This window comes from Xanthomonas vesicatoria ATCC 35937 (genome assembly GCF_001908725.1).
Taxonomy (GTDB): domain Bacteria; phylum Pseudomonadota; class Gammaproteobacteria; order Xanthomonadales; family Xanthomonadaceae; genus Xanthomonas; species Xanthomonas vesicatoria.
The window spans coordinates 1,434,725-1,459,274 of the sequence record NZ_CP018725.1 but is presented as its reverse complement, the minus strand read 5'-3'; the positions used below and the strand labels follow the sequence as shown (position 1 = coordinate 1,459,274).

The following is a 24,550-nucleotide window of genomic DNA, read 5'->3' as shown; positions in this document are numbered from 1 at the left end:
GTGGAGTGACCCCATGATCCGATTGCACCGCCTCGTTGCCCTGATCGGCGTGCTCGCCGCCGTCACCGCTTGCGTCAGTGCGCCGCCCGCGCCGCCGCCGACCCCGGTGGATCCGACCACGCCCACACAGCGGCTACTGCTGATCGAGCGCGAAGCCGGTGTCGACGACACCGAGCTGTCGGTGCAACCGTTGCGCGACCCGCAGGTGGACGACCTGCGCGAGAGCGCCAAGGCCAAGCGCCAGGCCGGCGATCTGCCCGGTGCGGCGGCGGCGCTGGATCAGGCGCTGGGGCTGGTGTCCGGCGACCCGGCGATCCTGCAGGAACGTGCCGAAGTGGCCGTGCTGCAGGCGGATTGGCCAGCCGCCGAACGCTTCGCCAAGCAGGCGGTGGAGTTGGGCTCCAAGACTGGTCCGCTGTGCCGTCGCCATTGGGCGACCATCGAGCAGTCACGGCTGGCACGGGGCGAAAAGGAGAACGCCGCCTCGGCCAAGGTGCAGATCGCCGGCTGCACCGTGCCAGGTGTGAAGCGGTACTGAGTGCGCGGAATACCGGCTGCGCCGCCAGCAGCGCGACCGGCCTGGTCGTCTGCGTCCTGTGGGAGGGTAGGTGGCCTCGTAAGCTGGCCTGCTCGTACATCACCTCGATAACGGCGCCCGCCGCTTCCCCCGCGGCGGGTCTGAAGCGTTCGCGTCTTACCCGTTCGTTGTTGCGTGCGTTGGCCCTTTGCCGGTGATGCGCGACTGCGGGCGTGGCATGGGTAACCTGCCTTTTCGGCAAGTCGCGGATGCACAGCGAAGTGAGCCCGCTGACCGGCTCAAGTCGCATCGCAATGCCGATCGCGAGGAAAACCGGCCTTGGATGGAGCAGCTGTAGTGACGAACGCAGCAGCACCTTGGACCACACCGCTGACGCCGCGATCACCGCGCAGTAACTGCATCGCAATTTTATCGAGCCGCTCCGGTAATCGTCGTCAGCCTCGGCTGGCACAGCGCAGCCGTAACACCGATACGTCAGCGTCCCGCGCCCGCACTCGCCCTAGCGCGATGAAGTGTTTACAGACCGTTGCAGCCCCGAGACACGCAGCGTCACCGCGCACGCGCTAGGCTGTCGTGCTTCTTCTTCCGTATCCGTCGGTCTCATGTCCCAACTTGCCACTGCCAGCATCGAGGCGCTCAGCGAGGGCGGGGCGCTTGCGCGTCAGCTCGATGCGTTTGCGCCGCGCGCTGCGCAGTTGCGCCTGACCGGCGCCATCGCCGAGGCGTTCGAGCAGCGCGACGTGTTGCTGGCCGAAGCCGGCACCGGCACCGGCAAGACCTATGCGTATCTGGTGCCGGCACTGCTGTCCGGGCTCAAGACCATCGTCTCGACCGGCACGCGCGCACTGCAGGACCAGTTGTTCCACCGCGACCTGCCGCGCGTGCGCGCCGCACTGGGCGTCGGGCTGCGCAGCGCGTTGTTGAAAGGTCGCGCCAATTACCTGTGCAAATACCGCACCCAGCAGGCGCGTGGCGAGCCACGCTTCGCCACGCCCGAGCAGGTGTCCCAATTCGAGCGCATCGTGGCCTGGAGCGGGCGCACCCAATACGGCGACATGGCTGAAATGGAAGCCTTGCCGGACGATTCGCCGCTGCTGCCGATGGTGACTTCCACCGTCGACAACTGCCTGGGCACCGAATGCCCGTTCTATTCGGAGTGCTTCGTCGTGCAGGCGCGGCAGCGTGCGCAGGCCGCCGATCTGGTGGTGGTCAATCACCATCTGCTGCTGGCCGATCTGGCGCTGAAACAGGAGGGCTTTGGCGAGATCTTGCCTGGCGCGCAGGCGTTTGTGATCGACGAAGCGCACCAGCTACCGGAGCTGGCAGCCAATTTCTTCGGCGAAAGTTTCGGCATGCGGCCGTGGCAGGAGCTGGCGCGCGATTGCATGGTCGAGGCGCGTCTGGTCGCCGGTGCGCAGGCCAGCCTGCAGGAGCCGATTCTCGCCCTGGACGAAGCCTTGCGCGGCTTGCGGGCGGGCATGGAAGGCCTGCCGCCGCGCGGCACGCAATGGCGTGCGCTGGCCAAACCGCAAGTGCGCGAAGGATTCGATGCGGTGCTGTCGGCGTTGGCGCGGTTGGGCGAATCGCTGCTGCCATTGCGCGAGGCCTCACCTGGATTCGACGGCTGCACCGCACGGGCGCAGGAAGCCTTGAATCGCTTGTCGCGCTGGCTGGGCGAAGATGTGCCGGTGGCGGATTTTGCGCAGGATCCGCCGGAAGAAATCGTCGACAACGATGTGCTCTGGTATGAACTGAGCCCGCGTGGGTTCCGCTGCCAACGCACGCCGCTGGACGTGTCCGGGCCGCTACGCGAACACCGCGAAAAATCGCAGGCAGCCTGGGTATTCACCTCGGCCACGCTGGCGGTGAGCGGTGAGTTCGACCACATCGCGCTGCGGTTGGGTTTGAACGACCCGGTGACCTTGCTGCAGCCGAGCCCCTTCGATTGGGCGCGTCAGGCGCTGTGCTACCTGCCGCCGAATCTGCCCGATCCGGCCGCGCGTGGTTTCGGTACCGCGTTGATCGCGGCGTTGACCCCGGTGCTGGATGCCTCCAATGGACGTGCGTTCCTGCTGTTCGCCTCACACCGCGCGCTGCGCGAAGCGGCCGAAGCGTTGCGTGGTGCGCCGTGGCCATTGTTTGTACAGGGCGAAGCGCCGCGCGCAACCCTGCTGCAGCGCTTTCGCGATTCCGGTAACGGCGTGTTGCTGGGGTCGGCCAGTTTCCGCGAAGGCGTGGACGTGGTTGGCGATGCCTTGAGCGTGGTGGTGATCGACAAGCTGCCGTTTGCCGCGCCCGACGACCCCGTGTTCGAGGCGCGCCTGGATGCGATCCGCCGTGAGGGCGGCAATCCGTTCCGCGACGAGCAATTGCCGCAGGCAGTCATCGCGCTCAAGCAGGGCGTGGGTCGGCTGATCCGCAGCGAGACCGACCGCGGCGTGCTGGTGCTGTGCGACCCGCGCTTGGTGAGCAAGAGCTACGGCCGCACCTTCATGAAGTCGCTGCCGCCGTTTGCGCGCACGCGCGAGATCGCCGATGTACGGGCGTTTTTTGGCGTCGCCGCGCCGCTGGGCGACAATGGCGTCCTGGCGTTGCCGCTCGGCGACGGCTGACTTTTCCCTTCTTGCTGCGGCCCTGCCATGAACGTTCTCGCATTCGAAACCTCCACCGAAGCCTGCTCGGTCGCGCTGTACATGGGCGGGCGCGTCATCGAGCGTTTCGAACTGGCGCCACGTCGCCATGCGGAGCTGGCATTGCCGTGGGCCGAGCAGTTGCTGGCCGAGGCCGGCATCACGCGGCGTCAGCTCGATGCGATTGCGGTCAGTCGCGGGCCCGGCGCGTTCACCGGCGTGCGTCTGGCCATCGGCATCGCGCAGGGCATTGCGTTAGGTCTGGATCGACCGGTGCTGGCGGTCTCCACGCTGCAGGTGTTGGCCTTGCGTGCACCTGCAGAGGCTGCGCACGTGCTGGCCTGCATCGATGCGCGCATGGGCGAGGTGTATGCCGGGGTGTTCGCGCGCAACCAGGAGGGGCTGCTGGAACTGGCTCCGGAGCGCGTGTGCACTCCCGATGCGGTGGTCGTGCCGGATGCGGCGCACCGCTTTGCAGGAGTCGGCACCGGGTTCGCTGCCGCCGACAGTTTGCTGCAGCAGCGTTTTGCAGCGCAGTTGAGCAGCATCGATGCCAACGCCTTGCCGCATGCCGCGGACCTGCTCGCGCTGGCGGTGCCGGCGTTGCAGCGTGGCGAGGGCCTGGCGCCAGAGCGTGTAGAGCCGGCGTATCTGCGCGACAACGTCGCACTGACGCTGGTCGAGCAACAGGCCGCGCGCGCAGCCAAGGCGGCCGCAGCCGCGCCATGACCCACGGCGATTTCGAACGCGCGCGATTCCGCGGCTGCTTGCTGGGGCTGGCGGTCGGTGATGCGCTTGGTACCACGCTGGAATTCTGCGCTCCGGGCAGCTTTACCCCAATCGACGACATGTGTGGCGGTGGCCCGTTTGCGCTACGCGCCGGGCAATGGACCGACGACACCTCGATGGCCCTGTGCCTGGCGCACAGCCTGCTGTATCGGCACGGATTCGATGCCGCCGATCAGATGAATCGCTATTGCAACTGGTACCAGCACGGCTACCTCAGCAGCACTGGCAGTTGTTTCGACATCGGCAGCACCGTGCGTCAGGCGCTGGAGCGCTATCTCGATGGTGGCCCGGCTTTCAGTGGCAGCGAGGACCCGCGCGCGGCCGGTAACGGCTCGTTGATGCGGCTGGCGCCGGTGGCGATGTATTACGCGCATTGCCCCGAGGAATTAGGCGCGCGTGCCGCTGACAGCTCGCGCACCACGCATGCCGCCGCCGAAGCGTTGGACGCTTGCCAACTGTTCGCGCTGCAACTGCGCGCTGCGCTGCTCGGCGGCGAGCGTCAGGCAGTGCTGCAGACGCAGTGCGACAGCTTGGTCACGCCCGCAGTGCGCGCCTTGGCAACGCGCGACCACGCGGCGGTGCCGGTGACGCAGATCCGCGGCACTGGCTATGTCGTCGATTCGCTGTCGGCCGCGCTGTGGTGCTTTGCCACCACCGAGACGTTCGCCGATGCGGTGCTGCGCGCGGCGAACCTGGGTGACGATGCCGACACCACCGCGGCCATTTGCGGCCAGCTGGCGGGGGCGTTTTACGGCGTCGACGGCATTCCGGCCGCCTGGCGCAAACGGTTGCAGGACACGGAGGAGATCCTGGCATTGGCAGATCGCCTGTATTCCGCAGCGCAGGGCGCTTGCGAATCGCAACACATCGGCTGACCCGGCGAAGATCAGTCGCCCGCCACCGCAGTCAGCGGTCGTCGTGCAATTCACCGCCGGGCAGGAACAGCCAGGTGCGCGTGACTTCCAGAATGTCCACGTCGTCCTTGGTCCTGGGCAGGGGCGGGAAGGGCTGGGCCAGTTGCACCACGCGCAGTGCGGCATCATCCAGCGCCGGCACGCCGCTGGAGACCAGCACGCGGCTGCTTTCCACGCTGCCATCGCGACGCACCCCCACGCTGATGACCACCTTGCCACCCAGCCGGCGCCGGCGCGCTTCGTCCGGATAATTCAGGTTGCCCACGCGCTCGGCGCGATCCACCCAGGCGCGCAGATAGTTGGCATAGGCGTATTCGCGGGTGCTGGCAGAGACGAACTTTCGGTTCGGGCGCTTGGCGTATTGCTCCGAGCGCAGATGCACTTCGGCCGCAAGCCGGGCCATTTCTGCGTCGCGCTGTACGCGTGGTGCGTCGGCCGGGGTGAGCGGGTCGGTCTGCGGATTGGGTTGTGGCGTCGGCACCGCCTGCTCGCCGCGACGGCTGCTCACCACGCGGGTCTGGGTGGGCTCCGGTGCCTGCACGCTGGTTGCGCGCTGCGCCTGCGGGGCAAGCCCGGTGCGGTCCTGCGGCACCACGCCCGGCTGGCTGTCGCGAGGGCGCTGGGCGGTGTCGTGGTTGCCGCCGCCCTGCTGGTTGGCCTGGGCCAGGAAGTCGGCCTGCTTGGGCGTCAACGGCGTGCTGGTCTGGCTGAAGATCACGTCCAGCGTCGGCACCAGCGGCGCGTCTTCGCTGACCGTGAAGCCCACGCCCAGGATCAGTGCCGCGTGCAGCAACAGCGAGATCACCAGCATCGCGCTCATGCGCTGGCGTTCGTCCATCGCTGCAGGCTGCGCCGCGGCCGAGCTCATTGCGCGGTGCCGGCCTCGATTGCATCGAACAGCAGCCCGGCGATGTTCAAGCCGAACTGCGCATCCAGCTCGCGCACGCAGGTCGGGCTGGTGACGTTGACCTCGGTCAGGTAATCGCCGATGACGTCCAGGCCCACGAAGCGCATGCCGCGCCGGCGCATCTCCGGGCCCACCTGCGCGGCGATCCAGCGGTCACGCTCGGATAGCGGGCGGCCTTCGCCACGTCCGCCGGCGGCCAGGTTGCCGCGGAATTCATCGCCCTGCGGAATTCGCGCCAGGCAGTAGTCCACCGGCTCGCCGTCCACCAGCAGGATGCGCTTGTCGCCGGCGGTGATGTCCGGGATGAAGCGCTGCGCCAGGGTCAGCTTGCGGTTGCCGTCGGTCAGGGTTTCCAGGATCACGTTGAGATTGGGATCGCCGGTGCCGCTGCGGAAGATCGAGCGCCCGCCCATGCCGTCCAACGGCTTGAGCACCGCCTGGCCGTGTTCCAGCACGAAGGCCTTCAGCGCGGCCGCATCGCGGCTGACCAAGGTCGGCGGGCAGCACTGCGGAAACAGCAGCGCCGCCAGTTTCTCGTTGTAGTCGCGCAGACCTTGCGGATCGTTGACGATCTGCGCGCCAGCACGCTGCGCCACGCTCAACACCTGGGTGTCGTAGACGAACTCGGCATCCACCGGCGGGTCCTTGCGCATCAGCACCACCTGGCCGGGTCCGAACGCCAGTTCGGCGAACTCGCCCAGGGTGAACCACCCATCCTTGTCGTCACGCACGCTCAGCGGCGCGACCTGGGCCACCGCGCGGCCTTCGCGCAGGCTGAGCCCGCCCGGACGCACGTAGTGGAGACGATGACCACGGCGCTGGGCTTCCAGCAGCATGGCGAAGGTGGTGTCTTTTGCGATCTTGATGGAGGCGATGGGATCCATCACCACAACGACGTCGAGCGACATGGGGCTAAACCTTTCGAACAAGCTGCCGATGGTAGCTTCAAGCGGTGGGCGATGGCGCGCCTGGTCGGTCGCAGATGCGCGACTTGCCGGTCCGGGCGCACCCAGACGCGGTCGGAACGTCCGCCTGGCGGGGCCCCGGCAACGTACCCTTGACAGTCAATGCGGGTCTTGGGATATACATGCAGTTTCGTAGCGACGTCGGAAGGGATGAAGCGTTGCGCGTCCGGGGATATTTGCATGAGTGAAAACATTGCTGCGGGTGGGGAACTCGCAGGACTGAAGGTGATGGTGATCGATGATTCGAAGACCATTCGCCGCACCGCCGAAACGCTGCTGAAGCGGGAAGGTTGTGAAGTAGTAACAGCGACGGATGGTTTCGAGGCACTGGCCAAAATTGCGGACCAGCAACCTCAGATCATTTTTGTCGACATCATGATGCCGCGCCTGGATGGGTACCAGACGTGCGCGTTGATCAAGGGCAACCAGCTCTTCAAGTCGACGCCGGTCATCATGCTGTCTTCCAAGGATGGCCTGTTCGACAAGGCTCGCGGCCGCATCGTCGGTTCCGAGCAATATCTGACCAAGCCATTCACCCGTGAAGAACTACTGAGCGCGATCCGCACGTACGTCCACGCCTGACCAGGGGGAAAGGCAACATGGCTCGAATTATATTGATCGAGGACTCGCCCACCGATCGGGCAGTCTTCAGTCAATGGCTGGAAAAAGCTGGCCATACGGTCGTCGCCACCGATAATGCCGAAGCGGGACTTGAGCTGATTCGCAGCCAGGCGCCCGATCTGGTGTTGATGGACGTGGTACTGCCCGGCATGAGCGGCTTCCAGGCCACGCGGGCACTTGCACGCGACCAGGCCACCAAGGACATCCCCGTGCTGCTGGTCAGCACCAAGGGCATGGAAACCGACAAGGCATGGGGCTTGCGACAAGGTGCCAGCGACTACATCGTCAAGCCACCGCGCGAAGACGATTTGATCGCACGTATTAAACAACTGGTGCGTTGATGCGTTCTCCATTCGATATTCTCGAAGACTACGAGCGTCGTAGCCTTGCGCATGCCACGCCGCTACCGGAACGCCAGTTCTCGGCCGATATCTGGCGTGGCGTCGGCTATCGCGTCGGTACCCGGCGACTGGTCTCGGATTTCCGCGAAGTGGCGGAAATCGTGCCGATGCCGCCGGTGACGCCGGTGCCCGGCGGGCAGCCTTGGTTGCTGGGCGTGGGAAACCTGCGCGGCAATCTGTTCCCGGTGATCGATCTGAAGCAGTTCCTGGAGGGCCGGCGTACGGTGCTGCAGGAAGGCCAGCGTGTGCTGATCATGCGTCAGAGCGGCGGCGACGTCGCGCTGACCATCGATGAGCTGTACGGCCAGCGCAGCTTCGAACAGTCGCAAGCGGTCGAACCCGGGGAGTTGGCTCAGGGCCGCTACGCCCACTTCATCGATCGTGCCTTCCGCAACGAGACGCAGGACTGGGGTGTGTTCTCCCTGGCGTTGCTGTCGCGCACTCCTGAATTCCGGCAGGCCGCGGCCTAAGCCGCGACCCCGCCACGTCATACAGATCGAGGTCGAACCATGAGTACCGCCCCGGACGCCCGCAAGACCAACAAGCTCGGCAGCGTCAGCACCAGCTTCTGGCTTGGCTTGCTGGTGTTGTCGATGATCGTGTTTGGCGCCAACACCGGCGTCGCGACCTGGCAGGGCAGTCGTCTTGCAGGCGCCGGCACCGGCGCGGCCGACTTGCAGGTGCTCTCGCAGCAGTTAGCCAACTACGGCCGCGAAGCAGTCTCCGGTGACGCCAAGGCGTTTGCCGCCTTCAAGGAGACCAAGGGCCGCATCGATAGCACGGTGAGCGAACTGGATGGCCGCTACGGTCAGGAAGGCTCGGTGGCCAGTTCGATGGCGCAGCTCAAGGCGACCTGGGTACCGCTCAGCAAGAACGCCGACCAGGTCATCGCCAGCGAACCGGCGGTGCTCGGTCTGGCCGGCAACGCCGAACGCTTCTCCGGCAACGTGCCGCAGCTGCAGGCGCAGCTGAATGAAGTGGTGCGTGCGATGACGGTCAGCGGAGCGCCCGCTTCGCAGATCTACAACACGCTGCAGCAGGTGGTGGTCGCCGGCACCATGGCACGCCGGGTGACCGAAATGCGCGCCGGCGGTGCCAATGCCGCCGCCTCGGGCGACGCACTGGCGCGCGACTCGGTGGTGTTCACGCAGATGCTGGAAGGCCTGCGCGCTGGCAACGACGAACTCGGCATCGCTGCGGTGCGCAACCCGGCGGCGCTGTCGGCGCTGGAGCAGTCGCAGGCACAGTGGACGACGATGAAGAAGGACGTCGACGCCATCCTGGCCAGCTCGCGCAACCTGTTTGCGGCGCAGTCCTCGGCCGCGGCGCTGACCGCCGGCTCGGGCAAGATGCTCGACGACAGCAAGAAGCTGTTCGACGCGTTCTCCGCATTCGGTTCGGTGCGCGACACCCGCCTGTTTCCCAACTTCTGGCTGGGCGTGGTGTCCGGTCTGGTCGCCTTGCTGGCCATCATCGGCTTCGTCTGGAGCTCGGTGCGCGTGCGGACCCGCGAGCAGGACGTGCGTTACCAGGCGCAGGTGGAATTCAACAGCCGCAACCAGCAGGCGATCATGCGGTTGCTGGACGAAATCAGCTCGCTGGGTGAAGGCGATCTGACCGTCAAGGCTTCGGTGACCGAGGACATGACCGGCGCGATTGCCGACGCCATCAACTACGCCGTGGACGAGCTGCGCCACCTGGTAACCACCATCAACGACACCTCGGCCAAGGTGGCCGTGTCGACCCAGGAAACCCAGGCCACGGCGATGCAGCTTGCCGACGCCGCCGGCCAGCAGGCCAACCAGATCACCACCGCGTCCGAGCGCATCAGCGAAATCGCTGCCAGCATCGAACAGGTGTCGCGCAACTCCACCGAGTCGGCCGAAGTGGCGCAGCGCTCGGTGGTCATCGCCGCCGAAGGTGCCGGCGTGGTGCGCGAGACGATTCAAGGCATGGACCAGATTCGCGACCAGATCCAGGAAACCTCCAAGCGCATCAAGCGCCTGGGCGAATCGACCCAGGAAATCGGCTCGATCGTGGAACTGATCAACGACATTTCCGAGCAGACCAACATCCTGGCGCTCAATGCCGCGGTACAGGCGGCATCGGCGGGCGAGGCCGGTCGCGGTTTCGCGGTGGTGGCCGACGAAGTGCAGCGCCTGGCTGAACGCACTTCCGGTGCGACGCGCCGGATCGAAGGCCTGGTGCAGACCATTCAGGCCGACACCAACGAGGCGGTCAGCTCGATGGAACAGACCACCTCCGAAGTGGTGTCCGGTGCGCGCCTGGCCGAAGACGCCGGCACCGCGCTGACCGAAATCGAGCGCGTGTCCAACGCACTGAACAACCTGATTAAAAACATCTCCATCGCCGCACACCAGCAGTCGGCGGCGGCGACGGATATCACACAGACCATGGGCGTGATCCGTCAGATCACCAGCCAGACATCGCAGGGTGCGGAACAGACGGCCGAGTCGATCGGCAACCTGGCTCAGCTCGCTGCCGATCTGCGCCGTTCGGTCGCCGACTTCAAGCTGCCGGCGTGACCACGACGCGGAACGGGAAAGGATCAGCAGATGGCGCGTAGTCGCATTACGTCGATGCAGGAAGTGACCGGTGACCGTGCAAGCGGTGAGCCGGTCGTTGTCAGGGGGCTGCAATGAGTGCGCTTCGCGATGCGATGAGCCACGCCGCGCTGGGCTGGGTCAAGCCGGAGCTGGACGAAACGTTGCGCCAGGCGCGCAACGAGATCGAATACTTCGCCGAAGAACCGTCTGACACCAGTCGGATGCGCTTCTGCGCCGGTTACCTGCACCAGGTGCAGGGCACCTTGCGCATGGTCGAGCTGTACGCGCCGGCGATGGTGGCCGAAGAACTGGAGCTGCTCGCCAACGCGGTGCAGGCCGGTGAGGTCAGCGACCGCGACGAAGCCTGCGCCATGCTGATGCGCGGCACCGTGCTGCTGCCCGATTATCTGGAGCGTCTGCAGAACGGCCATCGCGACATCCCGATCGTGCTGCTGCCGCTGCTCAATGAAATCCGCGCCACCCGTGGCCAGCCGGGTCTCAACGAGAGCGTGCTGTTTGCGTTCGATCCGCAGGCCGGCGTCGCTACCGAAGCGGAACTGGATCACGCACGCGGCAGTCTGTCCGGCCGCAACCGCGAATTGCTCGACACTGTCGGCAGTGCGGTCAAGGAAGAATTGCTGCGCGTGAAAGACGCGCTGGATCTGCATCTGCGGACCGGTGGCGACATCGCCGAGCTGCAGAGCCAGGTCAAGGACCTCGGCAGCGTTGCCGACACCCTGGGCATGATGGGGTTGGGCGTGGCGCGCAACGTCGTCGTGCAGCAGCGCGATGCGCTGGCGCGCGTGGTCGACGGCCAGGTGCAGATGGACGAAGGCGTGCTGCTGGATATCGCCGGCGCGCTGTTGTACGTGGATGCGTCGCTGGACGATCAGGTCGCCAGTCTCGGTGCCGATGTGGGCGACGGAAATGAGGCAAGCAACAGCGCCACCTCGTCGGAAGTACGTCGCACGGTGGATGTGCTGGCACAGGAAGCGATCGCCAACTTCGGCGCAGCGCGCGAACATTTCGTTGCCTTCATCGAGACCAATTGGGATCACGCGCGTCTGGCCGATGTGCCGCATCTGCTGGGCGAAGTCGGTGGTGCCTTGCGCATCCTCGAACTGCCGCAGGCGGCCGATTATCTGGAAGGCGTGCGCCGTTACGTCGATCTGGAGCTGATCGGCAAGCAGCGCGTACCCAGCGGCCGCCAGCTGGATACGCTGGCCGACGCGATGGCCAGCCTGGAGTACTACCTGGAAGCCCTGCGCGAGCGCCGCCCCGGCCGCGAGGAAATTCTGGACATCACCCGCAACAGCCTGGAAACGCTGCGCTATTGGCCGCTGCCTTCGGGCCAGCCGTCCGACTTGCCGGTGGGCGCCGACCAGCCGGGCAACGTTGCCGAGGTGCAGCCGGTGGCCGTGTCGCTCGCCCCGCATGCTGGCACGCCGGAAGCGGCGGCCAACGATGCGGCGCCTGTGGCGTCGCTGGAATGGGCCAACGAAACCGTGGTCGAGACGCCGTTCGCGGCCAGCGTGGTGCACGACACCGGCGCTGCGGCCACCGATACGGTGTTCTCGTTCGACCCGGTGGCTGCGGAAGAAACCGTCTCTGGTCAGGCGCACGTGCCCTTTACGGTTGCACCGCTGGAGCTGTCCGACGACGGTGCGCACGCGCCCGGCGATTGGCAGCTGGAGACCACCGAACAAGCTGCACCGATCGGGACGTCGGCGTTCGACCCGGTGTCGGCCGAGCAGGACAGCTTCGCCTCGAGCGAGGCCGCGCAGATCAGCTACACCATGGACCTGAGTGCGCTCGAACAGGAACAGGCTGCCATGCCTGTCGTCGCCGAGGCCACGCCGCTGCAGATCGAGCAAATCGATTTGCTCGATCTGGATCAGACCGCGGCGCCGCTGGATTTCATTGCCGAAAACCAAGCGCGCCGCGCGCAGAGCAGCATCGAAGATGCGTTCTCGCCCCCACCGGCTCCGCCGCAGGAGCTGGACGATCCGTTTGTCGAGTCCGCGCCCGACGACGCACAGGATGTCCCGCCCGTTACTGCGGAGCAGACCGCTCCGCGCGTGCAGCAGGCCACGGTCAGCGAGTTCGAACTGGACGACGCATCGGCCGCCTTCCTGGCACAGCTCGACGCGGCCTCCGCGCAGTTCGATGTGGAGCGTCCGCAGGATGCGCCTGCAGCTAGCGACGCAGCATCCGAGGCTATGCCGGTGCAGGAAGCGAGCGAACCGGTGACGGTCGTTGCTGCCGATTCCGGCATTTTTGGCGGCTTCGGCGATAGCGATATCGACGACGATATCCGCGATGTCTTCCTCGAAGAATTCGATGAAGAACTGGTCAACCTCGGGCAGTTGTTGCCGGTTTGGCGCGCCGCGCCCCATAGCCCGGACAACCTGCGCCCGATCCGCCGTGTCTTTCATACCTTGAAGGGCAGCGGACGTCTGGTCGGTGCCAGCGTGCTCGGCGAATTCAGCTGGAAGATCGAGAGCATGCTCAACCGCGTGCTCGACAACTCGCGCCCGGCCAGCCCTGCGGTCGTGGCGATGGTCGAACTGGCGTACGAAGTGCTGCCGCAATTCAACGCAGCCCTGCGCGACCAGGGCCGCATCAGCGCCGATCTGCCGGAAATCCAGACAGTTGCCGAACGAGTGGCTGCCGGCGAAGAGGTCTATTACGTGCCCGCACCGGTCACCCCGGTGGCGGTCGAGATTGCGGCGATTCCCGCCGTTTCCGGGGCGCTTGTGGCCAGTGGCGGCACGCCGGCATCGGTGGACAGCGTGCTGCGCGAGATCCTGGAAGCCGAAGTCGCCACGCATCTGGAAACGGTCAACGCCTGGTTGCAGGCCGCCCAGGTCGAGCCGCAACTGGCAACCGAAGAACTATTGCGCGCCGTGCACACCATGAGTGGCGCCTTCGCGATGACCGATGTGCCGGAAATCACCTTGGTGACCACGCCGGCCGAGAGTTACGTCAAGCGTCTGCTCGCGGCGTCGCAGACGCCGTCGCAGGAAGGGGTTGATGCGATCACCGCCACTGCTGCGGCGATCGCCACCACGGTTACCGCACTGCGCGCCGATGCGCCGCTGATTCCGTCGTTTGGTCCGTTGACCGAACGCTTGCGTGCCTTGGTGGACACGCTTCCCGAAGCGCAGTGGCCGCCGCAGGTGGCTCTGGACGAGCTGGACGACCTCGACGCTGTCAGCGATGAGGTTGCCGAGAGCGAAGCGGTCGAACTCACCGGCGTGGAAGATCTGTCGCGCTACCTGGACGCCAGCGCACTGCCGGCCGATACCGCCGCACCGACGTATCCGATTGACCAGCCACGGGACGCCAACGCACACCCCGAGGCTCCGATTGCGGTGGACGAGTTGGCCGATGCCGAGGCAGCAGCGTCGCTGCATGCGCTGCAATCGCCTGCAGCGACCGATGAGCACGTCGCAGCGTTGGAACAGGACACTGCAATCGCCGAGTCCGATGCCGCGTCCGGCGATGACGCCGCACCGGTCAGGCAGACAGAACAGGCCGACGCGCTGCACGGCGATGCCGCGCAACATGACCAAGCCGCAGCGCGGGGCACCGACGCGCATGCCGGCTCGATCGATGAGCCGGCGGTCGAAGCCGACGCCTGGGATGCCACCGAGCTGCAACACGCCGGGACAGCGGAAGCAGCATGGCAGCCTGCAGAACACGCCGAAGCTGCGGTAGCCGAAACGCACCTTGCATCCGACGCATCGCCGTCGGCGCACGACGCTGCAGACCACGGTGCGCACGCAGAGGAGCGCGTTGCGGTCGACGAGCTGGCCGAAGCGGAAGCCACGCTGGGCGAAACGCAGACGCTTGCACCAGTGGCCGATACCGGCACGGTCGCAGACGACGCGATTGTCGAAACCATCGACGCATTGGAAGCCGTGCACGTCGATGCGCCGGTCGCCGACGAGGCGCCTGCTGCCATTGCCGAAGACTGGACGCCTGAAACTGCGGCGCTGGACCACGTCTCGACCGATCAGGATGGTCAGTTGGTCGAGCAGGGCGACGGTGACCCCGTCGCCGCATCGTCCGAACATGATACTGGCGCGCAGGATGAGCACGCCGAGCACGGCACCGCCCTGGCGGTGGAGCACGGTGAGTCGGTGCAGGCGCACGCCGCCGATGCGCCGGCGAACGAACAGGATCAGTACGCGGCGCAAGCGGACGAGCATGCAGGGTCGCAAGACCATGCGGACGCGGAGCAGTCGGCCCATTCCGACGCGCAGGCGGGGTACGACGCACCGTCGCAGTCGGACACGCAGGTCGAATCGAGCGATCAGCTGGACGCGCTCGAAAAGGCGCAGCCGGACGAGCAATCGCACGACGACGCGGCGCGTGCCGAGACTGTCGATGACGCCGCGCAGGCGGAAGGCGAGCATGTGGATGCGACGTCCTCGGACGCCACGCTCGCAGAGGTCGAGGACGCCGACGCGCAGCATGCCGAGGCGGTACACGCCGATGACGCAGTGCCGGAGCAGACCATCGAGTCGGTGCAGGCGTTCGAGATGGCGCATGCGGCCGACCAGGTTGAGGAATCGGGCGATCCGCAGTCGGAGACCGCGCCCGAGCTGCATGACCATGTCGCGATGGCCGACGCCGAGGCGCAGCCTGACGACGCGACTGCAACCCACGAGCAGCTTGAGCAGGCAGAACGCGCCGACGCCGCCGAAGCCATGGCCGCCGAGCACGAAACCGCTGAGCACGAAGCCACCGCAGCTGCGGCCTTCAGCGCACCGGTGGAAGACACAGCGCCTGTCGAGACGGCAACCAACGAGGTGGGTGCGGCGTTCGATATCGGCCCGCTCAACTTCGATCAGCTCGATGGCGAACTGGTCGACATCTTTGTCGAAGAGGGCCGCGACCTGCTGGACCATTGCGATGGCCTGATTGCCCGCATGCACGAAGTGCCGGAAGACCGCGAGGTCCTCAACGGACTGCAGCGCGATCTGCACACGCTCAAGGGCGGTGCGCGCATGGCGGGCATCAACGCCATCGGCGACCTCGGGCATGCGATCGAATCGCTGCTCGAAGCGGTGGCGGCCAACCGTACCGATATCGACCGCGATGACGTGCGCTTGTTCGAACGTGGTTTCGACCGGTTGCATCAGTTGCTGACCCGCACCGGCATGCACCGCGCCGTGTCGATGCCGACCGACCTGGTGGAAGCCTTCGAAACCCGTACCCGCGGCCGCAATGCCGCAGAGCCCAGCGACGCCGATGTCCGCGCGATCGCCAAGGCATCGGTGGAACCGGCACCGTTGTCGGCGCCGATCCCGGTCGAAGGCCAGGTCGAGGAAGAACTGATGCCGCGCGCGCAGCAGGAACAGGTGCGCGTGCGTGCCGACCTGCTGGACCGCCTGGTCAACCATGCCGGCGAAGTGGCGATCTACCGCTCGCGCCTGGAACAGCAGATGGGCGCCTTCCGTGGCGCCATGGGCGAACTGGATCGCACCAACGCCCGTCTGCGCGACCAGTTGCGGCGCCTGGATCTGGAAACCGAAGCGCAGATCGTGGCGCGTTATCAGCGTGAGCAGGACCAGGGCGATCGCACCTTCGATCCGCTAGAACTGGACCGCTTCTCGACCTTGCAACAGCTCAGTCGTGCGCTGAACGAATCGGCGGCCGACTTGGGCGGTTTGCAGGGCGTGCTGGAGGATCTGTCGCGTCAGTACGACGGCCTGCTGCAACAGCAGTCGCGCGTTAGCTCCGAGCTGCAGGATGGCCTGATGCGCGCGCGCATGGTGCCGTTCGACGGCTTGGTGCCGCGCCTGCGCCGTGTGGTGCGCCAGGCGGCGACCGATACCGGCAAGCAGGTGCACCTGGTGCTGGAAGGCACCCAGGGCGAACTGGATCGCAACGTGCTCGATCGCATGGTCGCGCCGTTGGAACACATGCTGCGCAACTCGGTTGCGCATGGCCTGGAGACGCCAGAACAGCGTCGCGACGCGGGCAAGCCGGAAGAAGGCAGCATCGCGATCCGTCTACGCCGCGAAGGTTCGGAAATCGTGCTGGAAGTGGCCGATGACGGCGCCGGGCTGGACCGCGAGGCGATCCGTCGCCGCGGCGAACAGCGCGGCCTGATCGAACCCGGCCAGGTGCTCAGCGAGGCCGAACTGGATGGCCTGATCTTCGCCTCTGGCTTCAGCACCTCCGAGCAGGTCAGTCAGCTGGCCGGTCGTGGTGTGGGCATGGACGTGGTGCGCAACGAAGTGCGTCAGCTCGGCGGCTCGGTGGATATCCACTCGGTACGCGGCCAGGGCGTCACCTTCACCTTGCGTCTGCCGCAGACGCTGGCGGTGACCCAGGCGGTGTTCGTGCGCATCGGCGAAACGACGTTTGCGGTGCCGGTGGGTTCGGTCAGCGGTATCGGCCGCATCTCGCGCACCCGTTACGAGTCGGGCGAGGGCGGTTACCACTACGCCGGCGAAGAGTACGTGCTGCACGATCTGGGCTCGCTGGTCGGCCAGCCGGTTGCGCGTGCCGATGGTCAGGCACAGGTGCCGTTGTTGCTGGTACGTGCGGGCGACCTGCGCGCGGCAGTGGCGATCGATCAGGTGCTGGGCAACCGCGAAATCGTGGTCAAGCCGGTGGGTCTGCAGATCGCCTCGGTGCCGGGTATCTATGGCGCCACCATCACCGGCGATGGCCGCGTGGTGGTGATCCTGGACGTGGCGCCGCTGGTGCGTCGTTACCTCAGCCAGCCGGCGCGTCCGACGCTGGAAACCCCGGCCGAAGCGCAACGCCAGGTGCCGTTGGTGATGGTGGTCGACGATTCGCTGACCATGCGCAAGGTCACCAGCCGCGTGCTGGAACGCCACAATCTGGATGTCACCACTGCCCGCGACGGCGTCGAAGCACTGGAACTGCTCGAAGAGCGTGTGCCCGACCTGATGCTGCTGGATATCGAGATGCCGCGCATGGACGGCTACGAGCTGGCCACCGCGATGCGCGCCGACCCGCGCTTCAAGGCGGTGCCAATCGTGATGATCACCTCGCGCAGTGGCGAGAAGCATCGCCAGCGCGCCTTCGAGATCGGCGTGCAGCGCTACCTGGGCAAGCCTTACCAAGAGTTGGATCTGATGCGAAACGTGTATGACCTGCTGGGGATCGCCCGTGTCCGAGACTAATGGTGCAATGGGAACTCCGGTCGCCCTGCTGGGCCGTCCAGGCGAGGCGCGCGAGCGCCTGCGCGAAGCGCTGGGCCTTGCCGGTGCGCAGGTCGTGCTGGAAGACGAACCGTCGGCGGTGGACGTGCAGATGCTGCGCGACGCCGAGCCGGTAGCGGTGCTGGTCGCGTTGGAGCCGGCGATCGAAGACGCGCTGGAAGCGTTGGAGCCGGCCTTCAACATGCCCGGCGTCACGGTGATCTTCGACGAGGCCGAACTCACGGTGCGTCGCGAAGGTTGGGAGGCGCAGCGCTGGGTGCGTCATCTGGCCGCCAAGCTGCACGGCCACGCCGATGTGTTGCCGCCGGGCACCGAAAGCGAGCCCTCGCTGCAACCCGAGCCGGGCCTGACGCTCGCACCGCGCCAACATTCGGATCTGCAACTGGATCAACATCTGGAAGCGGCCGCGCATGCATTCGAAAGCATGCCGGGCGATGCGATGTTTACGCGTGCTGCCGATCATTCCGAGACATCGGCCGCTGCCGACAAGCCCAGCCTGACGCTGGGCGATTCCAGCACCTGGGGCCTGGTCGACGAGGTTGCCGTGGTGGTGCGCCCGCGGACCGAAGTAGACGTGGCAGCACTGTCGACCGGCGGCTTGTCGCTGGTGGATCTGGAACAGAGTGGCGAAGTGACCGGTGCGGTGCTGGTGATGGCCGGGATCGGCGGGCCGGATGCGATCCGCCGCCTGCTGGCTGCGCTGCCGTCGGACTTCCCGCGTGCGGTGCTGGTGCGTATGACCCTCGATGGTGGCCAATACGGCAACCTGGTGCGGCAGATGGGGCGCGTGTCTGCGTTGCCGGTCGAACTGGGCGAGCCGGGACAGGTGGTCGTGGCGGGCAAGGTCTATGTGTTGTCCGACGAACTTGGCGTGCAGCAGCACGCAGGTGCGCTGGCGTTCGTCGCGCATAGCGATCCTGCGGCGCTGATCGCCGCGCTGCCGGCCACCGACAGCGCAGTGCTGATGCTCAGCGGCGCCAACGAGGCGCTGGTGGATGCATCGCTGGCACTGGCCGAGCAGGGCGGTTGGTTGGCCGGTCAGTCCGCCGACGGCTGCTACGACCCGGCCGCTGCGGCGCGTCTGGCCCGACAAGGCATTTTGACCGGCGATCCCGCGCAGTTGGCGCAGGCGTTGGCACAGCGTTGGCCGGCGTAAGCCGGGCGCTTCCTCTCAGATTGGAATGGTGCGATGAGCTACGCCAACAATGACGAAATCCGCGGCGTCCTGATTCAGGCCGGCACCGAGCGCGTGCTGTTGCCGAACGCCACGGTGGCCGAGGTGATGTCGCGTGTCGCAGTCGAAGCGCTGCCGGACATGCCGCGCTGGGTGGTCGGGCGCATTGATTGGTACGGTTGGAAGGTGCCGCTGTTGTCGTTCGCACGCCTCAGCGGCCTGGGCGACGAGCCCACTGCCGTCAACAACAAGGTGATCGTCTTGAAGGCACTGGGCGGCAATCCCGCGCTGCCGTACTTCGCCTTGCTCACTGCCTCGTTCCCGCAACTGATTTCGGTGCCGCGCGACGGCTTGCTGGCCGACGCCTCGGAAGACGCGCTGCCGGACGGCGTGCATATGCGCGTGCTGCTCGGTGAGCAAAGCGCGCTGCTGCCGAATCTGGATGCCATCGAGTCGCAGGTCGCGCAGGCACTTGACTCGGCTGCCGCCGCCTAAAGCAGCCGGTACAGCGCCGCCGCGGCTAGCGGGCTGGTGCATGCGGTGCGCCTCATCGGCGGAACATGCGCGCGGATTCCCGCTTCTGTGTGCTCCCGGAGTCAAGTGGTGCATGCACGCGCTACCTGCGGCGGCGCGCTTGCGATGACGGGAATCCAGGTGATGCGTCTGTGGCAATGCGAACGCGTAAACCCGGCGGATGGTCGGCTCGGCGCCAGCATTGCGGCTTGGGTATCGCGCTGCGCAGCCAGTGCTGATCGATACGATGCGCGGCATCGCGATTGTAGAGTGACGCCATGAGCCTGCCTGCCTTCAAGCCTGCGTGCCATGCAGACGGCGTGATGCTGTCGGATCTGGCCACTGCCGACCCGGCCGCAGTCGCCGACTATCACGCGCGCAACCGTGCCCATCTGGTCGAGGCGATGCCGTTGCGGCCGCCTGCGTTCTACACCGCCGAAGGCTGGCGCCGGTTGTGCCTCGCGTATCGCGCGTCGGTGCCAGGTGAGCGCGAACTGCAGCTGGTGTTATGTGCGGGACAGGACGTGATCGGCACAGTGGGCTTTACCCAGATTCAGCGTGGCGCGTTTCTGGGCTGCCATCTCGGCTATGGGCTGGATGCGTCCCATCAAGGGCGCGGCCTGATGCAATGGGCCGCCACGCAGGGCATTGCGTTCGTGTTCGGGCCACTGGGGTTACATCGGATCATGGCGCAATACGTGCCGGACAATGTGCGCAGCGCGCAGGTGCTGGCTCGGCTGGGCTTTCAGATCGAAGGCCGCGCGCGGCGCTATCTGCAGTTAAACGGTGTCTGGCGCGATCATGTGCTGACCAGCCTGTTGCGCGAGGACTGGGAGTTTGGCGCGGAGTGAGGGGTGTGGCGTCCTGCTGGCGATAGCCGATTCTGGCGGTAGTGCAGGCGACAGCCTGGGGGTGGGCCGACGCGAAAGTGGTGGTTGTCCAGGGGATGTCGGCATAAACCACGTTGATTCCAATTCCCGTGCCTTCAACGCCTGTTTGACGACTGCTCGCTAAGTCCAATTAGCGGCTTGGTTGCGTTGCGTCCACCGTTTCGACGCGCACGCGATCTGTTGGCAGGCGTGGGTCGCGTGCGATTTCCAGCTGCGCGGGCACCTTGCGCTGGCTGTATGCCTTGCGCAGCTGATCGATCCATTGCCGGAACGCGTTCGCCTCGGGATCTGCCGCCCAAACGCGCATGTGCACCGGCCCGTGTTGTCCCGCAGGCAGCGCGTGGGCGAGCCATGCATCCGGCGCATTCGTCAGCGCAAGCAACTGCACCGGCTTGGCTGGTCTGCGCGCATTGTCTTCAGCGCTGGCTGGCGGAGCAGCCACCGTCGATGCCGGCCCGGGAGCCTGCGTTGCGATGTGTTCTTGCACGCGCTGTTGCGCGGCAGGGTCTTTCTGCAAGGGTGCGCGTTTGATCGAGGACGCGCGCGACAGCTGCGCATCCTGAGGCGCCCGGGATACCGCTGCAGCGGCTGGGGCAGAGTGCGCAGGGTTCCCCGCGTCCAATTGCCCGGATGACTGCGTGTCGTCTGCCGGTGTCGCAGCGGCAAACGGAAACGCAGCCGCAGGCTTCGCTGTGTTGCGTGCGGGTGCCGTCATGGCCTTGGCGGCGTCCGGCACAGTAGCGGTGCGATGTGCGGACGAAGACGGTAGCTCTTCGACTGAGGCGCTGACGGAAGGCGCAACCCGTGCAGGTAGCGATGGCAGCAGGAGGTCGGCTGCAGGCGCTGCTGCGATTGGCGCAGGCGCTGAAGGTGCCTCGGGCGGCACCGGAGGAGCTGGAGCGACGACCCTCGACTCCGCAGGTTGCGCTGGCGCTGGCATCGGCGGTGGCGCAAACGCTGGCGGCGGCGCAGGCGCAGGTTGATGCATGCGCTGTTCGATAGTGCCATCAGCATCCGTTGACGCTGACGCCGATATCGGCGCGGGTTCTGGCTGCTGGATCTGGCCCAGCGGCGCCTGAGTGCTTTGGGTCGATCGTGTTTGTTTTTCTGCTTCCGCCTGGGCTTGGTCGGCTGGCGCCGCCGCAGCCGGTGCGGCCTCCATCGCTGCTGTCGGTGGCGCAGTCGCCTGCCATTGCAGGCCGACGCCGACCGCCAAGGTGACCGAGGCCGCCAGCGCCAATGCCGGCATCCAGCGCTGGCGACGCGCGCGACGTGCGGCTGGGGAATGTGTGCGCGTCGTCTCTGTGACATGCGCTGCATCGCCAGTCTGTGTATCTGGCGGGGATGGCATCGGCGCTGGACGCACTGGAGCCGGCGACGCATCACCGGATGTAGCTGTGGAAGACGAACGACTCGTCGCCTGCTCCGCCTCCATCCGCGCAGTGTCGTCGCCCACAGACGTGTCGGCGCGATTGTTCTCCCGCAACGCAGATCCGCCAATACCCGGCGCTGTGCTCGGGACACCGAGCTGCTGTTGTTGCAACCACGCGCGTGTGGCGTCGTGTACCGGCGCACCCAGTACCTGCGCCGCGTCGTCGCCGTCTGCCAGTCGTGCATGGATGGCCGCGCGCTGTGCGGCCTGCGTCTGCTCGACCTGCGCGGCAGCGGCAGCGAAGACGGCGCCCATCGTCGCCGGTGGTTCGAATTGCAAGGTGTCTGCTGTATCTGTCGATGCTGCCTGCGCCGATCCAATCCCGGTGGCATTGCGTGCGCTGTCGGCCTGCGCAGCAGCCTGCGCAAACCACCCTTGCATACGGTCTGGCGGCGCGTAAGGGGGCAACGCGTGCAGCAATGCGGCCAGGCCATCTTCGCCAGCACTAAAGCGCTCGAATAGCGGACTCATTGCGCGGCGTCCAGGCTCAGGCGCAATTTGGCAAACGCATAACGCAGCCGGCTTTTGACCGTTTCAAAGCCTTCGCCGACAACCTGTGCGATGTCTTCGATGGCCAGGCCGGAAAAGAACCGCAGCACGATCACTTCGCGTTGCGCGTCGGGCAGCGCCATCACCGCGCTGCGCACCCGATGTTGCTGCTGGCCCAGCATTGCCAGCTGTTCGGTGGACAGGTCTTCGTCGGGAAGATGCAGATGGGTGTCGTCCAATGGCACCGAGGTGGCAACGTAGGCGCTACGGCGGGTATCGATCCACGCATTGCGCGCGATCTGGAACAGAAAACTGGTGAAGGCCGCTTGCCCGGGGCGGTAGTCGCTGCACCGGGTCATCAGCTTGACCCAGGTCTTCTGCGCCAGATCTTCGGCTTCACTGACATTGCCTTCGCACTGCCACGCCAGGAAATTGAAGAGTGCACGGTTATGCCGTTTGAACAGCTCGGTGGCCGGCTGTTCAACAAAACCATTGGCGACGAGGAGCATGAGCTCCTCGTCGGGAAGTTGCGCAAGATCGGCCGGATGCATGCGCGCAGTATAGGCAACCGCTGCGCGCATCAGTCGGTGGTGGCGACCGGCCTGCTGCTCAGCGCTTCGGCCTGTTGCACCATGCGCAGGAAGTCGGCGCGGTAGCCGAAGCGGTCCTTGCCGATGCTGCCTGCTGCCAAGGCGCGCAGCTGCGGATAATCCCAGCCGTGCAATTGGTTGCCGCCGCGCAGGCGTTGGCCGAACCCAGCGACCGCTGCCGCAAACCGGAATGCGTCGCTGGACGCGTTCAGCGCAACCTGTTGGTCGCCGCGGATGACGGTGTCCAGCAGGCGGCTGCGGTGCGCGTCCGGCAATTTGTAGCGCAGCTTGAGATGGGCAAGTTCGTTGCTGTTGTCTGCGGCAGGGCGTTTGGCTGCGGTGGCATACCGCAGCGGGTCGACCGATGCTTCGCCGCGTGCGGGGGTGATTTCATACAACGCGGTGACGCTGTGGCCTGCGCCGATGTCGCCGGCATCGACCTGGTCGTTGTTGAAGTCCTCGCGGCGCAGTGCGCGGTTTTCGTAGCCGATCAGGCGGTATTCCTGCACGGTGGCCGGGTTGAACTCGACCTGGATCTTGACGTCGCGCGCGATGGTTTCCAGCGTGGCGCCCAGTTCGTGGGTCAAGACCTTGCGCGCTTCCAGCGGCGAGTCGATATAGGCGTAGGCACCGTCGCCGGCGTCGGCCAGCTGTTCCATCAAGGTGTCGTTGTAGTTGCCGGTGCCAAAGCCGAGCGTGGACAACGCCACGCCGGAACGGCGCTTTTCGGCGACCATGCCCTTGAGCGTATCGAAGTCGGTGACGCCCACGTTGAAGTCGCCATCGGTGGCCAGCAGGATGCGGTTGATGCCGTCACGCAGATAGCTCTGCTGCGCCGCCTTGTAGGCCAGTTCGATGCCGCTGGCACCGGCGGTGCCGCCGCCCGATTGCAGGCTGTCGATGGCTTCGACGATGCGCGCCTGTTGGTTGCCGGGCGTGGGCGGCAACACCACGGCGGTGTTGCCGGCGTAAGTCACCAGCGTGATGCGGTCCTGCGCGCGCAGCTGACGTGTCAGCAGCTTGAGCGAGGACTGCAGCAGCGGCAGTTTGTCTGGCGCTCCCATCGAGCCGGAGACGTCGACCAGGAACACCAGGTTGGCTGCCGGCATGGCAGAGGCTGCGACAGCGCGCCCGGTAATGCCGATGCGCAACAGCACGCTGTCGTGATTCCAGGGCGTGGGCGCAAGTTCGGTACGCACGGCAAACGGTTGGCCATCGCGAGGTGCAGGGTCGTCATAGCGGAAGTAGTTGATCATCTCTTCCACGCGCACCGCATCGACTGGCGGCAGACTGCCACTGGTGAGATAGCGCCGCACATTGCTGTAGCTGCCGGTGTCGACATCGATGCTGAAGGTAGACACCGGATTGTCCGCAGCCTGCACGACCGGGTTGTCGCTGAGGGTCTGGTAGGTTTCGCGATTCTCGGCCGGGGCGACCGGCGGAGCCTGCATGATCATGCTGCGGGTCTGTGGTTGTGCCATCAGCGCCGCGGCAGGCGCTTGCCGTGCAAATGCGCCATAGACGCTCTGCGGCGCCGCAGGTGCCGGCGGGCTGGGCGCATAGGCCATTTCAACCGGGCTTGGGTGTATCGGTGCAGGATCCGCCATCACGGGTGGGGGCGCGGGTTGGGATTCGGGTATGGGCGTATATGCGATTTCGGGGGGGCTGGGCGTCGCCGCCGCTGCATCGGGAACGGGCGATGCGGGTGGGTCGCCAACGACGGGTGAGGTGGGTTCGTGCGAGCAGGCGCTCAGCAGCAGGGCGAGCGCGAGAAGGCTTTGACGTGGCATGGGAATCCTTTGCGTGGCGATGACGAAGTAGGTGACAACCAGACAGCCCGAGGTCGCCGTGCACTGCGCCTCTGTAGGTGAAACGGGCCAGCGCGGCAAACGGGGTTAAACGGATGCAGTTTTTTTTCCAAG

At 66.2% G+C, this 24,550-nt stretch carries 18 protein-coding genes; 13 read left to right on the top strand and 5 right to left on the bottom strand.

What is annotated here, in order from left to right:
* Positions 1-13 precede the first annotated feature (13 nt).
* The 4 genes from BJD12_RS06370 (at position 14) to BJD12_RS06355 (ending at position 4,832) form a co-directional block, all read left to right on the top strand.
* Positions 14-538, top strand: coding sequence for a tetratricopeptide repeat protein (locus BJD12_RS06370; RefSeq protein ID WP_005988654.1), 525 nt, complete (start codon positions 14-16; stop codon positions 536-538).
* 602 nt (positions 539-1,140) lie between these two features.
* A complete protein-coding gene (gene yoaA, locus BJD12_RS06365) occupies positions 1,141-3,150 on the top strand; it encodes a DNA repair helicase YoaA (RefSeq protein WP_005988649.1) in 2,010 nt (669 codons plus the stop codon).
* A gap of 27 nt (positions 3,151-3,177) precedes the next feature.
* A complete protein-coding gene (tsaB, locus tag BJD12_RS06360; RefSeq protein ID WP_005988647.1) occupies positions 3,178-3,897 on the top strand; it encodes a tRNA (adenosine(37)-N6)-threonylcarbamoyltransferase complex dimerization subunit type 1 TsaB in 720 nt (239 codons plus the stop codon).
* Entirely contained in the window at positions 3,894-4,832 is a 939-nt protein-coding gene (locus BJD12_RS06355; RefSeq protein ID WP_005988645.1) for an ADP-ribosylglycohydrolase family protein, read from the top strand. The genes tsaB and BJD12_RS06355 overlap by 4 nt, the downstream gene beginning before the upstream one ends.
* A 31-nt stretch (positions 4,833-4,863) precedes the next feature.
* Here BJD12_RS06355 and BJD12_RS06350 read toward each other — a convergent pair whose 3' ends face one another.
* Positions 4,864-5,739 carry an energy transducer TonB family protein gene (locus BJD12_RS06350; RefSeq protein ID WP_005988643.1) on the bottom strand — a complete coding sequence of 292 codons (876 nt, stop codon included), beginning with the start codon at positions 5,737-5,739 and terminating at the stop codon, positions 4,864-4,866.
* Positions 5,736-6,686: a glutathione synthase gene (gene gshB / locus BJD12_RS06345; protein ID WP_005988642.1), complete on the bottom strand. Its 951-nt coding sequence runs from the start codon at positions 6,684-6,686 to the stop codon at positions 5,736-5,738. The genes BJD12_RS06350 and gshB overlap by 4 nt, the downstream gene beginning before the upstream one ends.
* A 237-nt stretch (positions 6,687-6,923) precedes the next feature.
* Between gshB and pilG the strand changes: the two genes are divergently transcribed.
* The 8 genes from pilG to BJD12_RS06305 all read left to right on the top strand — a co-directional run bounded on the left by pilG (position 6,924) and on the right by BJD12_RS06305 (position 20,078).
* Complete coding sequence (pilG, locus tag BJD12_RS06340; RefSeq protein ID WP_005913706.1) at positions 6,924-7,325, top strand: twitching motility response regulator PilG; 402 nt, start codon at positions 6,924-6,926, stop codon at positions 7,323-7,325.
* Positions 7,326-7,342: 17 nt separating this feature from the next.
* Positions 7,343-7,705: a response regulator gene (locus BJD12_RS06335; RefSeq protein WP_006450735.1), complete on the top strand. Its 363-nt coding sequence runs from the start codon at positions 7,343-7,345 to the stop codon at positions 7,703-7,705.
* A complete protein-coding gene (locus BJD12_RS06330) occupies positions 7,705-8,235 on the top strand; it encodes a chemotaxis protein CheW (RefSeq protein WP_005988637.1) in 531 nt (176 codons plus the stop codon). The genes BJD12_RS06335 and BJD12_RS06330 overlap by 1 nt, the downstream gene beginning before the upstream one ends.
* A 39-nt stretch (positions 8,236-8,274) precedes the next feature.
* On the top strand, positions 8,275-10,311 hold the full coding sequence (locus BJD12_RS06325) for a methyl-accepting chemotaxis protein (RefSeq protein ID WP_005988635.1): 2,037 nt from the start codon (positions 8,275-8,277) through the stop codon (positions 10,309-10,311).
* Positions 10,312-10,424: 113 nt separating this feature from the next.
* Complete coding sequence (locus tag BJD12_RS06320; RefSeq protein ID WP_005988633.1) at positions 10,425-17,501, top strand: hybrid sensor histidine kinase/response regulator; 7,077 nt, start codon at positions 10,425-10,427, stop codon at positions 17,499-17,501.
* A 7-nt stretch (positions 17,502-17,508) separates the two neighbouring features.
* Complete coding sequence (locus tag BJD12_RS06315) at positions 17,509-18,696, top strand: chemotaxis protein CheB (protein WP_005988631.1); 1,188 nt, start codon at positions 17,509-17,511, stop codon at positions 18,694-18,696.
* A 33-nt stretch (positions 18,697-18,729) separates the two neighbouring features.
* Positions 18,730-19,209: a chemotaxis protein CheW gene (locus BJD12_RS06310; protein WP_005988629.1), complete on the top strand. Its 480-nt coding sequence runs from the start codon at positions 18,730-18,732 to the stop codon at positions 19,207-19,209.
* Positions 19,210-19,505: 296 nt separating this feature from the next.
* Entirely contained in the window at positions 19,506-20,078 is a 573-nt protein-coding gene (locus BJD12_RS06305) for a GNAT family N-acetyltransferase (protein WP_005988626.1), read from the top strand.
* A 169-nt stretch (positions 20,079-20,247) separates the two neighbouring features.
* Here BJD12_RS06305 and BJD12_RS24140 read toward each other — a convergent pair whose 3' ends face one another.
* Positions 20,248-20,634 (bottom strand): hypothetical protein, encoded by a 387-nt coding sequence (locus BJD12_RS24140; RefSeq protein ID WP_126936701.1) that lies wholly within the window; start codon positions 20,632-20,634, stop codon positions 20,248-20,250.
* 1,017 nt (positions 20,635-21,651) lie between these two features.
* Here BJD12_RS24140 and BJD12_RS24135 point away from each other — a divergent pair.
* Positions 21,652-22,011, top strand: a complete 360-nt coding sequence (locus BJD12_RS24135; RefSeq protein ID WP_126936599.1) for a hypothetical protein — start codon at positions 21,652-21,654, stop codon at positions 22,009-22,011.
* A 5-nt stretch (positions 22,012-22,016) separates the two neighbouring features.
* Here BJD12_RS24135 and BJD12_RS06295 read toward each other — a convergent pair whose 3' ends face one another.
* On the bottom strand, positions 22,017-22,589 hold the full coding sequence (locus BJD12_RS06295) for a sigma-70 family RNA polymerase sigma factor (protein ID WP_039423315.1): 573 nt from the start codon (positions 22,587-22,589) through the stop codon (positions 22,017-22,019).
* A gap of 29 nt (positions 22,590-22,618) precedes the next feature.
* A complete protein-coding gene (locus tag BJD12_RS06290) occupies positions 22,619-24,109 on the bottom strand; it encodes a vWA domain-containing protein (RefSeq protein ID WP_425480538.1) in 1,491 nt (496 codons plus the stop codon).
* Positions 24,110-24,550 lie beyond the last annotated feature (441 nt).